The organism is Kosakonia sp. HypNH10 (assembly GCF_029850615.1).
GTDB classification, from domain to species: Bacteria; Pseudomonadota; Gammaproteobacteria; order Enterobacterales; family Enterobacteriaceae; genus Kosakonia; species Kosakonia cowanii.
Window position 1 is genome coordinate 373211 of the sequence record NZ_JAOTIU010000002.1, and the last position, 14593, is coordinate 387803.

Genomic DNA, 14593 nt, shown 5'->3' on the forward strand with positions numbered 1-14593 from the left:
TGGCGTTAGCCTAATGCCCGCGCCAGCAACGTAATGGGATGTTCGCAGGGTTTTCCGGTGGACATCTCAATCTGCCATTTGCAGGTCTCACAATCCGTCACCACCAGATCCGCGCCGCTGGCGTCAATTTGTGCAAACAGCGGTGCGCCAATGGCCTGTGAGGTGGCGTAGTTCTCCCGCTTAAAACCGTAGGTGCCCGCGATGCCGCAACAGGCTGAGTCCAGCACCGTCAGCTCCAGCCCCGGAATGCGCCGCAGCAGATCCAGCGTGTAGTGCGTCCAGCCCATCTTCTCCATATGACACGGCGTGTGATAAACCACTTTCAGCGGCATCTGCCTCAGCCGCAGCATATGCCCCTCATCGAGCTGTCGCCAGAGCCAGCGGGTGGCTAAATCGATGTGCGAGCGCAGATGGCTGTTATCGACCTCCAGCAGGTGCGGATACTCGTCGCGCAGGGTGAAGGCGCAGGTGGAGGAGGTGGCGAGCACCTGCATTCCATCCATGCCAATCGCCTGCTCTAATGCGCTGAGGTTGAACTGCGCCTGCTTTTTCGCCTTTGCGAAGTAGCCGTTGGCAATCAGCGGGACGCCGCAACACTTCTCACGCTGCAATAACTGCACGCCAATGCCCATCTGATTCAGCACGCGGATCAGGTCTTTTCCCAGCTGTGGATGGTTGTAATTGACATAGCAGCCGTGGAAAAACGCCACCTGCTCGCCATAGGCGCGCTGCTGCGCCGCCACGCTGCGATACCAGTGGCGAAACGTGCCGCCGCGGGCGTATTTCGGCAACGTGCGGTGGTGATCGATTTTTAACGTTTTATCCAGCAACTGGCGCACCGGCTTCAGGGATGTCGCGGCGTTGACCAGCGGCGCGAGAGGCGTCGACAGGGTACCCATTAAATCCGTATGGCTGAGAATGGCATTACGCACTGAGAGCGGTTTTGCCCCATGCTGCGCGCGGGCGCGCTGGATGAGATCGCCAATTTTCACCCCGGACGGGCAGGCGGTTTCGCAGCGCTTACAGTTGGTGCAATATTTCAGCGCTTCGTCATACAGCGCGGCATCTTTCAGCCGCAGCCGCTCGCCATCCGGCCCGGCCTGTTTTGGCCCGGGATAAGCGGGATTGACCCTGCTTACCGGGCAGGCGGTGGTGCAGGCGGTACATTTGATACAGCTTTCGAAAGAGGTGTGCATTAGGGTTTTCCTCCCTGATCGAGGATCTGCTGCGCCGCATGCAGCGCCGTCACGGCGCAAACACCGCCGCCGCAGCCCTGGGCGATGGCGTCATAGCCGCCAAGTAGCGAGCCGATCGCATAGAGATTTTCAAGCGGTTGCCCGTCGTGCAGACCACGAAGCTGTTCATCGGTGCGCACGCCGAACTGGTGCCACGGCTGCGGGGCAAAGAGATCCTCGCCGTACCACTCCCGGCGCGAGGCGCTTTGCAGAACATCGAGATTGAATACCGCTTCGCGCACGCGATCGCGTCCGGCGATCAGCCCGTTACTGAAAAAGCTGCCGCTGGCCAGCACGATATGGCGGGCGCGCAGCGGCAGATCGTCATGTTTGCGCGTCCAGAGTTGTGTTACCTGGCCGTGATGAATATCGGCGCGCAGCACCTCATCGCCCGGCATCCAGCTGCCGCCGCTGCGCGTAAACCGCTGCTGCAAGGCGTGCTGTAAGCGCATGCCCAGCACCGAAGGGGGCAGCGTGGCGATCAGGCGCAGCGGGCAGGCCAGATCTTCGCTTAACTGCGTAAACACGTTGCTCTCCGTCAGACCAAAACAGGCGGGAAGCCACAGCATCTCATACCGCGCACTCAGCGGGCGCAGGGCGGCGCAGAGATCGGCGTAATGTTCAGGGCGATCGAGCTGGCGCGCGATGGTCACGGCGCGAAATTCGCTCGGGTTATCGCGAAGCGTGTCGAGAAGCGGTAACGCAATCTCTTCCGCCTCGGCAGCAATGCCGCGCTGGCGCAGCGCTTCTACCGCCAGTTGCGGCTGAAAGTCGAGAAAGCCGCTGATGCCGACGACACCGACACGCAGCCCCTGCTGTGGTTTCAACGCAATCTCTTGCGGGCTGAGCCACGCCCGGCGATAAGTGCCCAGCGGTGTGACGCGCAGGTGCGGCGTATCGACATCGCCCTGCATCTGTAGCCCGCAGTCGGCGAGCAGAGTTTGGGTTTGCCGCGCATAGTGGCGCACGCGCTCGGCGCCAAGCCGTGCATAAGGGTGCTCAGGGTGATGGTGTTGCAGGTGCGCAATGGCATCCGTCAGCGTGTCGACCGGTTTGCCGTCCGGCAGACGGGAGAGCAGATCGAGAGAGCCGGAAGAGAAGCTGAGCGCGCTCTGCCCGCGGCTGACAATCGCGCAGCGCTGGCCGCTCTCGCTCAGACGAATGCCGCACAGCAATCCCGCCAGCCCGCCGCCGATAATCACCGTATCAAATCTCATCATCGTGCTCCTTCTCCAGCCCGCACAGCCCCTGGTAAACCCAGCGGGTAAACTCGCTTTCACGCAGCGCATCGCCCCAGGCGATGGGTTTGATTCCCTTCCAGCGCTCGTTCAGAAACTCCGCCAGTTGCCTGCGCGCCTCGTTGTCGCGCGTGACGTGCAGCCGGTTAAGCTGCCCGGCGGCGCGGCAGGCGCAGAGCTCGCCCTGGCAGGTACCCATACCGACGCGGGTGCGGCGGCGCAGATCGAGCAGTGAAGTGACATTGAGGTTTTCCACCGCGTACTGCACTTCACCGGCGGTGACGGCTTCGCACTCGCACACCAGGCTGCGGCTGTGCCGGTCGCTGGCGAGCCACGCCGGGGCGCGATCGCCGTGGCGGTAGACTGCTGAACCGCGCAGCGGCGTTGGCAGGGAGATGATCTTCTTCAGCGCCTCACCCGGGGAACCCAGCGATCCTGGCAATGCTTTTGTCGCCGTGGTGCAGGCTACGTTATGGTTGAGCTTGCGGCAGACGGCATCCGTTGCCCACTCGGCCATCAGGCGGTAGGTCATCAGCTTGCCGCCGGTAATAGTGATAAAACCCTCCAGCCCGTCGCGCGCAGCATGGTCGAGCAGCACAATGCCACGGCTGACGTTGCGCCCGCTGGGATCGTCATCGCTCGCCACCAGCGGGCGCACGCCAGCATAGGCGCGCAGAATGCGCGTCTGCCCCATTACCGGTGCCAGTTTTTCCCCTTCGCGCAGCAGAATATCCACCTCATCCGCCGTGACGCGCACGTTATCGATATCGGCATAGTTAATCTGCGTTGAGGTGGTACCAATCAGCGAAATAGTGTCGCCGGGCACAAGAATATCGGCATCAGCGGGCTTGCGGCAGCGGTTAATAACATGCTGATTAATGCGGTGATCAAGGATTAGCAGCGCGCCTTTTGCCGGGAACATGCGAATGCGCAGATCGGCATATTCCGCGATGCGCTGGCCCCAAATCCCGGCGGCATTGACCACCACCGGGGCATGCAGGTCGCGGATTTCACCGCTGGCGACATGGCGCAGGCGCACGCCATACACCGTGTCGCCCGTGCGCAGCAGGCCGCAGACTTCGTGGCCGGTAAGGATTTTTGCACCGTGCTCGCGGGCATCAAGCATATTGCTGGCGGTCAGGCGGAAGGGGTCGACAGTGCCGTCCGGCACGCGCACCGCGCCAATAAGCTGCGGGTTGACGCTCGGCTCCATGCGCCTCGCTTCCTGTGGGCTAATGGCCTGCGCGGCAATCCCGGCGCGGGTGCAGGCCGCAATGAAGTGTGACTGGTAGCTCAGATCGTCTTCCGGCAGGGTGATAAACAGCCCGTCGGTCGCTTCAATACAGTGGCGGGCAATACGTTTGAGGATCTGGTTTTCGGCGATGCATTCACGCGCTGATTCGTTGTCGGTCACCGCATAACGCGCGCCGCTGTGCAGCAAACCGTGGTTGCGGCCGGTGGCTCCGGTGGCAATGTCGTGGCGTTCGAGCAGAACAGCGCGCAGGCCGCGCAGGGCGCAATCACGGGCGATACCGGCACCCGTTGCGCCGCCGCCAATAATGATCACATCGTAGTCGTTTGAGTAGGGCACGGTCGTCTCCTGGCTGGTCGACGTTCTTTACCGGCCATTTAGCCATACCCTTACTGTGGTTTGTTTGATATCGCGCATATACGAACAAGAAACGAAAGTGAAATGCACTTTTCCGCACGAAGTTAGAGCTTTGTCATATTTCTGTAACATTATATGTGGCATTTCGTTCTTTCTCGTCAAAACTTTCTCTACAATCCGCCGCGAACAACTCAAGCGATTTTCGTTTTCACTCATGACGCCTGATGTCATGACTTTTACCGTGCCACGGAGGCAGTTTATGTTGAGCATTTTCAAACCCGCCCCCCACCAGTCTCGCGTGCCCGACGCGCAGGTTGATCCTCTGTACCGCCGCTTACGCTGGCAAATCTTTCTGGGCATCTTCTTTGGTTACGCCGCCTACTACCTGGTGCGTAAGAACTTTGCGCTGGCAATGCCCTATCTGGTAGAGCAGGGCTTCTCGCGCGGCGATCTGGGCTTTGCGCTGTCGGGGATCTCGATTGCCTACGGCTTCTCAAAATTCATCATGGGTTCGGTGTCGGATCGCTCGAATCCGCGCGTTTTCCTGCCCGCCGGTCTGATTCTGGCCGCAGCTGTGATGTTGTTTATGGGCTTTGTGCCGTGGGCCACCTCCAGCATCGCCGTGATGTTTGTGTTGCTGTTTCTCTGCGGCTGGTTCCAGGGGATGGGCTGGCCGCCGTGCGGACGCACGATGGTGCACTGGTGGTCGCAGAAGGAGCGCGGCAGCATTGTGTCGGTGTGGAACTGCGCCCATAACGTCGGCGGCGGTCTGCCTCCGCTGCTCTTCCTGCTGGGGATGGCGTGGTTTAACGACTGGCACGCGGCGCTCTATATGCCGGCATTTGGTGCCATTCTGGTGGCGATTATCGCTTTCGCACTGATGCGCGATACGCCGCAATCCTGCGGCCTGCCGCCGATTGAAGAGTACAAAAACGACTACCCGGATGATTACAGCGACAAGCATGAAGAGGAGCTGACGGCGAAGCAGATCTTTATGCAGTACGTGCTGCCGAACAAGCTGCTGTGGTATATCGCCATCGCTAACGTCTTTGTCTATCTGCTGCGCTACGGCATTCTCGACTGGTCGCCGACCTACCTGAAAGAGGTGAAGCACTTCGCGCTGGATAAATCCTCCTGGGCCTACTTCCTCTATGAGTACGCGGGCATTCCCGGCACGCTGATCTGCGGCTGGATGTCGGACAAAGTGTTTAAAGGCAACCGCGGCGCGACCGGCGTCTTCTTTATGACGCTGGTGACCATCGCCACCATCGTTTACTGGCTCAACCCGGCGGGCAACCCGGGCGTGGATATGGCCTGCATGATCGTTATTGGCTTTTTGATTTACGGCCCGGTGATGCTGATTGGTCTGCACGCGCTGGAGCTGGCACCGAAGAAGGCGGCCGGTACCGCGGCGGGCTTTACCGGCCTGTTTGGCTACCTTGGTGGTTCAGTGGCGGCGAGCGCCATTGTTGGTTATACCGTCGATTTCTTCGGCTGGGACGGCGGTTTCATGGTGATGATTGGTGGCAGCGTGTTAGCGGTTCTGCTGCTGATCGTGGTGATGATTGGCGAAAAACGCCATCACGCTGACGTGCTTGCGCGTCGTCAATAACAGGAGATGTTATGAAATTGACCTTTAGCCGCATTACGACAGGCCTGCTGCTGGCGGGCCTGATGGCAGGCCAGGCACTGGCTGCGGAGAAACTGGTAATCGCCCATCGCGGTGCCAGCGGTTATCTGCCGGAGCATACGCTGCCTGCCAAAGCGATGGCCTATGCCCAGGGTGCCGATTATCTGGAGCAGGATCTGGTGATGACCAAAGACGATCGTCTGGTGGTGCTGCATGACCACTATCTCGATCGCGTCACCGATGTTGCCGAGCGCTTTCCCGACCGCGCCCGCAAAGATGGCCGCTATTACGCTATCGATTTCACGCTGGATGAGATCCGCTCGCTGAAATTCAGCGAAGGGTTTGAGTTAAAGAACGGCAAGAAAGAGCAGGTTTTCCCGGGCCGTTTCCCGATGGGCAAGTCCGATTTCCGCATTCATACCTTTGAAGAGGAGATTGAGTTTGTACAAGGGCTGAACCACTCGACCGGCAAAGATATCGGGATCTATCCGGAGATCAAAGCCCCGTGGTTCCACCATCAGGAAGGGAAGGATATTGCGAAGGCGACCCTCGAGGTGCTGAAGAAGTACGGTTACAGCAGCAAGAAAGATAAGGTCTATCTGCAATGTTTCGACGCCGATGAGCTTAAGCGCATCAAAAATGAGCTTGAGCCGAAGATGGGGATGGATCTCAATCTGGTGCAGCTGATTGCCTATACCAAATGGAATGAGACCCAACAGAAGCAGCCGGACGGTAAGTGGGTCAATTACGATTATGACTGGATGCTGAAACCCGGCGCGATGAAGCAGATTGCGCAGTACGCGGATGGTATCGGCCCCGATTACCATATGCTGGTGGCGGATGGTTCGAAGCCGGGCCACGTGCAGTTAACCGCAATGGTGAAAGAGGCGCATGCCAGCCATTTGCAGGTGCACCCGTTTACGGTGCGCGCCGATCAGCTTCCGCCCTATGCCAGCGATGTGAATCAGCTTTATGAGGTGTTGTACCACCAGGCCGGGGTCGACGGGTTGTTTACCGATTTCCCCGATAAAGCGGTGCAGTTTTTAAAGCGTAAATAAGAGTGGAACCCGATAAGCGAAGTTGCCTGATGGCGCTTCGCTTATCAGGCCTACAAAGGATATCAGGCCTGGGAAGTATGAGTGTGCAGTAACTGTAGGCCGGGTAAACGCAGTGCCACCCGGCATTTTTTTACATCTCGATCTCGATATCGCCTTTCGCCCGGCAGCAGCAGGGCAAAATTTCCCCTTCGTTGATAAAGGCCAGCGGCTCGCTAATCCAGTCCACCTGGCCTGCTACCAGCCGACAGCGGCAGGAGCCGCAATAGCCTTCACGGCACTGGTATTCAACTTCCACCTGCTGGGACTCCAGCGCCACCAGCAGGGAAGGGTGCTCTTCCTGGCAATGCACATGCGTGCCGGAAAGGCGGAGCGTAACCCGGCTCATCACAGCTGGAAGTTGCTCAGATCGTCGGTATCGACCTGCGAATCGATCTGCCCGACGAGGTAGGAGCTCACTTCCACTTCCTGCGGCGCCACCTGCACGTTATCGGACACCAGCCAGGTGTTGATCCACGGAATCGGGTTGGAGCGGGTCTGGAATGGCAGGTCAAGGCCCACCGCCTGCATACGGATGTTGGTGATGTACTCAACATACTGGCAGAGGATATCTTTGTTCAGGCCAATCATTGAGCCGCCGGAGAAGAGATACTCCGCCCACTCTTTCTCCTGCTGCGCCGCCTGGACAAACAGGTCGTAGCACTCTTTTTTGCACTCTTCGGCAATCTCCGCCATCTCCGGATCGTCAACCCCGGAACGCAGCAGGTTCAGCATATGCTGGGTGCCGGTCAGGTGCAGGGCTTCATCGCGGGCGATCAGGCGAATAATTTTGGCGTTGCCTTCCATCAGTTCGCGCTCGGCGAAAGCGAAGGAGCAGGCGAAGCTGACATAGAAGCGGATCGCTTCCAGCGCGTTCACGCTCATCAGGCAGAGATAGAGCTTCTTCTTCAGTTCGCGCAGGCTGATGGTGACGGTTTTGCCGTTCACGCTATGGGTACCTTCGCCCAGCAGATGCCAGTAGTTGGTCATCTCAATCAGCTCGTCATAGAAGGAGGAGATCCCTTCCGCACGCTTGAGGATCTGCTCATTGGTGACGATATCGTCAAACACCACCGCCGGATCGTTAACGATATTGCGGATGATATGGGTGTAGGAGCGCGAGTGAATGGTTTCTGAAAACGCCCAGGTTTCAACCCAGGTTTCCAGCTCCGGAATGGAGATCAGCGGCAGCAGCGCGACGTTCGGGCTACGGCCCTGAATCGAGTCCAGCAGCGTCTGGTACTTCAGGTTGCTGATAAAGATATGCTTTTCATGTTCCGGCAGTGCCTGGAAGTCGATGCGATCGCGGGAAACATCAACTTCTTCCGGACGCCAGAAGAAGGAGAGTTGCTTTTCGATCAGCTTTTCGAAGATGTCATATTTTTGCTGGTCGTAGCGCGCCACGTTCACCGGCTGGCCAAAGAACATCGGCTCGAGCAGCTGATCGTTTTTCTTCTGAGAAAAGGTGGTGTATGCCATGAATGTGAGTCCTGTCTTGCGAAAAAAAGGGCGGGTTTCCCCGCCCCTTAGTTAGATCTTACATGCGCCGCTTTCGCAGCCATCGTCCTGGATAGAAGGGACCAGGTCATCCTGCGCATCTTCCGCGCCGTCGCGGGTGTTTTGATAGTAGAGCGTCTTCACACCAAATTTGTAGGCGGTCAGCAGGTCTTTCAGCAGTTGCTGCATCGGCACCTTGCCCGACGGGAAGCGGGTCGGATCGTAGTTGGTGTTCGCTGAAATCGACTGATCGATAAACTTCTGCATAATGCCGACCAGTTGCAGGTAGCCGTCGTTGTTCGGCATTTCCCACAGCAGCTCGTAGGCATCTTTCAGCTCTTCATAATCCGGCACCACCTGGCGCAGGATGCCATCTTTCGACGCTTTGATGCTCACGTGGCCGCGCGGCGGCTCAATGCCGTTGGTGGCGTTGGAGATCTGCGACGACGTTTCAGACGGCATCAGGGCAGAGAGCGTCGAGTTACGCAGGCCGTGCGTGGTGATATCGTCACGCAGCGCTTCCCAGTTGTAGTGCAGCGGCTCGCTGGTAATGCCGTCGAGATCCTTTTTATAGGTATCGATCGGCAGAATGCCTTTGGCGTAAGTGGTTTCGTTGAACCACGGGCACGCGCCTTGCTCTTTCGCCAGCTCGTTGGAGGCTTTCAGCAGCCAGTACTGAATTGCTTCGAAAGTCTGGTGCGTCAGGTTGTTGGCGCTGCCGTCGGAGTAGCGCTTGCCGTTTTTCGCCAGCCAGTAGGCGAAGTTGATCACGCCAATACCGAGGGTACGACGACCCATTGCGCCACGTTTTGCGGCCGGGATCGGATAATCCTGGTAATCAAGCAGGGCATCGAGGGCGCGCACGGCCAGTGTTGCCAGCTCTTCCAGCTCGTCGAGGCTCTTAATCGCACCGAGGTTAAACGCAGAGAGCGTGCAGAGCGCGATCTCGCCGTTTTCATCGTTAACGTCTTCCAGCGGCTTGGTCGGCAGGGCGATCTCAAGGCACAGGTTGGACTGACGCACCGGCGCAACAGCCGGGTCGAACGGGCTGTGGGTGTTGCAGTGGTCAACGTTCTGGATGTAGATACGGCCGGTAGAGGCGCGTTCCTGCATCATCAGCGAGAAGAGATCGACCGCTTTAATACGCTGTTTGCGGATGGAGTCATCTTTTTCGTACTGCGTGTACAGACGCTCGAACTCATCCTGATCGGCGAAGAAGGCGTCATACAGACCCGGTACGTCGGACGGGCTGAACAGAGTGATATCTTCACCTTTCAGCAGACGGGTATACATCAGTTTGTTGATCTGTACGCCGTAGTCCATATGACGCACGCGGTTGCCTTCGACGCCACGGTTGTTCTTCAGCACCAGCAGGCTTTCCACTTCCAGATGCCACATCGGGTAGAAGAGGGTCGCCGCGCCGCCGCGAACGCCGCCCTGCGAGCAGGATTTCACCGCCGTCTGGAAGTGTTTGTAGAACGGTACACAGCCGGTGTGGAACGCTTCACCGCCGCGGATCGGGCTGCCCAGTGCACGGATGCGACCGGCGTTGATGCCGATACCGGCGCGCTGGGAAACGTACTTCACAATCGCGCTGGAGGTGGCGTTGATGGAGTCCAGGCTGTCGCCGCACTCGATCAGTACGCAGGAGCTGAACTGACGCGTCGGGGTACGCACGCCGGACATGATCGGCGTCGGCAGCGAAATTTTGAAGGTCGAGACCGCATCGTAGAAACGCTTCACGTAGTCCAGACGGGTTTCGCGCGGGTAGTTAGAGAAGAGACAGGCAGCAACCAGAATATAGAGGAACTGCGCGCTCTCGTAGATCGCACCGGTCACGCGGTTCTGCACCAGGTACTTCCCTTCCAGCTGCTTAACGGCCGCATAGGAGAAGTTCATATCACGCCAGTGATCAATAAAGCCGTCCATCTGCTGGAACTCTTCTTCGCTGTAGTCTTCCAGCAGATGATGATCGTATTTACCCAGCGCAACCATCTTCTTCACATGGTCGAACAGCGCAGGCGGTTCGAACTGGCCGTAGGCTTTTTTACGCAGGTGGAAAATCGCCAGGCGCGCGGCAAGGTATTGATAGTCCGGCGCATCGCGGGAGATGAGATCCGCAGCGGCTTTAATAATGGTCTCGTGGATATCGGAGGTTTTGATACCGTCGTAAAACTGAATATGTGAACGCAGCTCCACCTGAGAGATGGAAACGTTGCTCAACCCTTCTGCGGCCCAATCCAGTACTCGATGAATTTTGTCGAGATTGATGCGCTCAGTGCCACCATCACGCTTTGTCACCAGCAGACTCTGATTCATTTGCTTACCTGTCCGTGAAATAAAAGTATCCCCCGTATTATCCACAAATCAGCACTGTGACTAACTCTGTGGATAAATACTATATATAGGGGGTTTGCGATAAGAGAAACGCTATATGGTGAGTATTCTAGTAAGGATTCTTTTGAGTACAAGAGTTGATTTTGACGTTAACTTGAGGTTGCGAAAGCGTAATAAACGCTAAGTCCTCGTCGCATAAGGCTTGCAGAGGTTGTCAATAATCTGAAAAAAAAAATGAAATTTTGATCGAATGCTGATTTCTTCATCGGCGGGGAAGATTGCGCGTTTTGCGGCTGCGCAATCTTCATAACATTAACGCATGACGTTAGCGATTTTTCGCCGTTGTATGCAACATATAGTTAACATCGACACCCGGTCCGAGGGTGAACTTATTCAGCAGCGGGTTAAAGTGTAACCCGGTGATGTGACGCTCCTGTAACACCGTATCGTCGATCCAGGTTAACAGCTCGGCTGGCTTGATAAACTTCTTCGCGTCGTGCGTGCCTTTCGGCACCATGCGCAGCACATACTCTGCGCCAACCACCGCCATCAGCCACGCTTTACCGTTACGATTGATAGTCGAGAAGAAGACGTGACCGCCGGGTTTCACAAGCTTTGCGCAGGCTCTGACTACCGATTGCGGATCCGGCACGTGCTCCAGCATCTCCATACAGGTGACGACGTCGTAGCTCTGGGCCTGTTTTTCGGCATGCTCTTCGACTGTCTCTTGTACATAGTCAACTTGCACGCCCGACTCCAGCGCGTGCAGACGCGCAACCTGCAACGGCTCCGCGCCCATATCCAGCCCGGTCACCTGCGCACCCTCTTTGGCCATGCTCTCGGCGAGAATGCCGCCGCCGCAGCCGACATCCAGCACGCGTTTGCCAAACAGGCCGCCAGCGTGTTCGGCGATATAGCCGAGGCGCAGCGGGTTAATACGGTGTAAAGGTTTAAATTCGCCTTCTGTGTCCCACCAGCGTGAAGCAACGGCTTCAAACTTGGCGATTTCTGCATGATCAACGTTCTGAGTAACCGACGGTTTTTCGGCATTCATGGGCGCATTTACTCCTCTCTCAATAAGACCTGTGAGTATATCAGGCCAACGGCATGAATAAACCTTTGCCGGGGTGTTATAGGTTTACCTGTATCAAACCGGTTGTGTTATAATTTGCGACCTTTGAATCCGGGATACAGTAGAGGGATAGCGGTTAGATGAGCGACCTTGCGAGAGAAATTACACCGGTTAACATCGAGGAAGAGCTGAAGAGCTCCTATCTGGACTATGCGATGTCGGTCATTGTTGGCCGTGCGCTTCCGGATGTCCGAGATGGCCTGAAACCGGTTCACCGTCGCGTACTTTACGCCATGAACGTATTGGGCAATGACTGGAATAAAGCCTACAAAAAATCTGCCCGTGTCGTTGGTGACGTAATCGGTAAGTACCATCCCCATGGTGATTCCGCGGTGTATGACACCATTGTTCGTATGGCACAGCCGTTTTCGCTGCGTTATATGCTGGTCGACGGCCAGGGGAACTTCGGTTCCATCGATGGCGACTCCGCCGCGGCAATGCGTTATACGGAAATCCGCCTGGCGAAAATCGCCCATGAGCTGATGGCCGATCTGGAAAAAGAGACCGTCGATTACGTTGATAACTACGACGGCACTGAGCGAATCCCAGATGTGATGCCAACCAAGATCCCGAACCTGCTGGTTAACGGCGCTTCCGGGATCGCTGTCGGTATGGCTACCAACATTCCGCCGCACAACCTGACGGAAGTGATCAACGGCTGCCTGGCCTATATCGATAATGAAGAGATCAGCGTTGAAGAGCTGATGACCCATATTCCGGGGCCGGACTTCCCGACCGCCGCGATCATCAATGGTCGCCGTGGCATTGAAGAAGCCTACCGCACCGGTCGCGGCAAAATCTATATTCGCGCCCGCGCGGAAGTAGAAACCGACGCGAAAAACGGCCGCGAAACGATTATCGTGCATGAGATTCCTTACCAGGTGAACAAAGCGCGCCTGATCGAGAAGATTGCCGAGCTGGTAAAAGAGAAACGCGTTGAAGGTATCAGCGCGCTGCGCGACGAGTCTGATAAAGACGGTATGCGCATCGTGATTGAAGTGAAGCGCGACGCCGTTGGCGAAGTGGTGCTGAACAACCTCTACTCCCAGACGCAGCTGCAGGTCTCCTTCGGTATCAACATGGTTGCGCTGCACCATGGTCAGCCGAAGATCATGCCGCTGAAAGATATTCTGGCCGCGTTTGTGCGCCACCGCCGTGAAGTGGTGACGCGCCGTACTATTTTCGAACTGCGTAAAGCCCGTGACCGCGCGCACATCCTTGAAGCGCTTGCCGTTGCACTGGCGAATATCGACCCGATCATCGAACTGATCCGTCGTGCGCCGACCCCGGCCGAAGCGAAAGCGGGCCTGATCGCGCAGCCGTGGGATCTGGGCAACGTTTCTGCGATGCTCGAGCGTGCCGGTGATGACGCCGCGCGTCCTGAGTGGCTGGAGCCGGAGTTCGGCATTCGTGACGGTAAATACTACCTGACCGAACAGCAGGCACAGGCGATTCTGGATCTGCGTCTGCAGAAACTGACCGGCCTTGAGCATGAAAAACTGCTCGAAGAGTACAAAGAACTGCTGGAGCAGATCGCTGAATTACTGCACATCCTCGGCAGCGCTGAGCGCCTGATGGAAGTGATTCGCGAGGAGCTTGAGCTGGTTCGCGAGCAGTTTGGCGACGAGCGCCGCACCGAAATCACCGCTAACACCGCAGATATCAACATCGAAGACCTGATCAACCAGGAAGATGTTGTGGTGACGCTGTCGCATCAGGGCTACGTGAAGTATCAGCCGCTGACCGATTACGAAGCGCAGCGTCGCGGCGGGAAAGGGAAATCTGCCGCGCGCATTAAAGAAGAGGACTTCATCGACCGTCTGCTGGTGGCCAACACCCACGACACGATCCTCTGCTTCTCCAGCCGTGGCCGTCTCTACTGGATGAAGGTCTACCAGCTGCCGGAAGCGAGCCGTGGCGCGCGCGGTCGTCCGATCGTCAACCTGCTGCCGCTGGAGCCGAATGAGCGTATTACCGCCATTCTGCCGGTACGTGAATATGAAGAGGGCGTGAACGTCTTTATGGCGACCGCCAGCGGTACCGTGAAGAAAACCGCGCTTACCGAGTTCAGCCGTCCACGCTCTGCGGGGATTATCGCCGTCAACCTGAACGAAGGCGATGAGCTGATTGGCGTGAACCTGACCGACGGCAGCGACGACGTGATGCTCTTCTCCGCCGCCGGGAAAGTGGTGCGCTTTAAAGAGAGCGCCGTGCGTGCGATGGGTCGTACTGCGACCGGCGTGCGCGGTATTCGCCTGGCGGAAAACGACAGCGTAGTTTCGCTGATCGTGCCGCGCGGCGAAGGCGCAATCCTGACGGTGACGCAGAACGGTTACGGTAAACGTACCGCAGGAGCGGAGTACCCGACCAAATCCCGTGGTACGCAGGGCGTTATCTCCATCAAGGTGACCGAGCGTAACGGTTCGGTAGTCGGCGCGGTTCAGGTCGATGATTGCGATCAGATCATGATGATCACCGATGCCGGTACGCTGGTGCGTACGCGCGTGTCGGAGATCAGCGTGGTGGGTCGTAACACCCAGGGCGTGATCCTGATCCGCACCGCAGAAGATGAAAACGTTGTTGGTCTGCAGCGTGTCGCTGAGCCGGTGGATGATGAAGAGCTTGACTCCATCGACGGCAGCGTTGCGGAAGGCGATGAGGACATCGCGCCGGAAGTCGATAGTGACGACGACGCGGCGGACGACGAAGACGCCGAGTAACGCGTTACAAAGGGCCGGGTTTCCGGCCCTTTTTCATTGCCTTGCGGCATCTGCGATTTATCGCTACTTTAAGCACACTCTTTTTTAACTTCCTTGTGGCG

Annotated in this window: 10 protein-coding genes; 3 read left to right on the forward strand and 7 right to left on the reverse strand. The window is 57.5% G+C overall.

What is annotated here, in order from left to right; translation table 11 throughout:
- Positions 1-5: 5 nt before the first annotated feature.
- Genes glpC through glpA form a run of 3 tightly spaced genes read right to left on the reverse strand, consistent with a single transcriptional unit; the run spans position 6 to position 4064 of the window.
- Entirely contained in the window at positions 6-1196 is a 1191-nt protein-coding gene (glpC, locus tag N7V53_RS08005; protein WP_279792998.1) for an anaerobic glycerol-3-phosphate dehydrogenase subunit GlpC, read from the reverse strand.
- Positions 1196-2452, reverse strand: coding sequence for a glycerol-3-phosphate dehydrogenase subunit GlpB (glpB, locus tag N7V53_RS08010; RefSeq protein ID WP_279793177.1), 1257 nt, complete (start codon positions 2450-2452; stop codon positions 1196-1198). Before glpB ends, glpC begins: the two co-directional genes overlap by 1 nt.
- Complete coding sequence (glpA, locus tag N7V53_RS08015) at positions 2442-4064, reverse strand: anaerobic glycerol-3-phosphate dehydrogenase subunit A (RefSeq protein WP_279792999.1); 1623 nt, start codon at positions 4062-4064, stop codon at positions 2442-2444. Before glpA ends, glpB begins: the two co-directional genes overlap by 11 nt.
- A 277-nt stretch (positions 4065-4341) precedes the next feature.
- Here glpA and glpT point away from each other — a divergent pair, with 277 nt between their 5' ends.
- Positions 4342-5694, forward strand: coding sequence for a glycerol-3-phosphate transporter (glpT, locus tag N7V53_RS08020; protein ID WP_023479895.1), 1353 nt, complete (start codon positions 4342-4344; stop codon positions 5692-5694).
- Between the two features lie 11 nt (positions 5695-5705).
- On the forward strand, positions 5706-6770 hold the full coding sequence (gene glpQ, locus N7V53_RS08025) for a glycerophosphodiester phosphodiesterase (RefSeq protein ID WP_279793000.1): 1065 nt from the start codon (positions 5706-5708) through the stop codon (positions 6768-6770).
- A gap of 130 nt (positions 6771-6900) precedes the next feature.
- Here the strand turns inward: glpQ and yfaE are convergent, their stop codons facing one another.
- The 4 genes from yfaE to ubiG form a co-directional block, all read right to left on the reverse strand.
- A complete protein-coding gene (gene yfaE / locus N7V53_RS08030) occupies positions 6901-7155 on the reverse strand; it encodes a class I ribonucleotide reductase maintenance protein YfaE (RefSeq protein ID WP_023479621.1) in 255 nt (84 codons plus the stop codon).
- The gene (gene nrdB, locus N7V53_RS08035; protein WP_023479667.1) at positions 7155-8285 is read right to left on the reverse strand and encodes a class Ia ribonucleoside-diphosphate reductase subunit beta; all 1131 of its coding nucleotides are present in this window, start codon (positions 8283-8285) and stop codon (positions 7155-7157) included. The genes yfaE and nrdB overlap by 1 nt, the downstream gene beginning before the upstream one ends.
- Positions 8286-8336: 51 nt before the next feature.
- Positions 8337-10622: a class 1a ribonucleoside-diphosphate reductase subunit alpha gene (nrdA, locus tag N7V53_RS08040; protein WP_023479851.1), complete on the reverse strand. Its 2286-nt coding sequence runs from the start codon at positions 10620-10622 to the stop codon at positions 8337-8339.
- Between the two features lie 343 nt (positions 10623-10965).
- The gene (ubiG, locus tag N7V53_RS08045; protein WP_023479904.1) at positions 10966-11694 is read right to left on the reverse strand and encodes a bifunctional 2-polyprenyl-6-hydroxyphenol methylase/3-demethylubiquinol 3-O-methyltransferase UbiG; all 729 of its coding nucleotides are present in this window, start codon (positions 11692-11694) and stop codon (positions 10966-10968) included.
- 158 nt (positions 11695-11852) lie between these two features.
- Between ubiG and gyrA the strand changes: the two genes are divergently transcribed.
- Complete coding sequence (gene gyrA, locus N7V53_RS08050; RefSeq protein WP_124967779.1) at positions 11853-14492, forward strand: DNA topoisomerase (ATP-hydrolyzing) subunit A; 2640 nt, start codon at positions 11853-11855, stop codon at positions 14490-14492.
- The last annotated feature ends 101 nt before the right edge of the window (positions 14493-14593 follow it).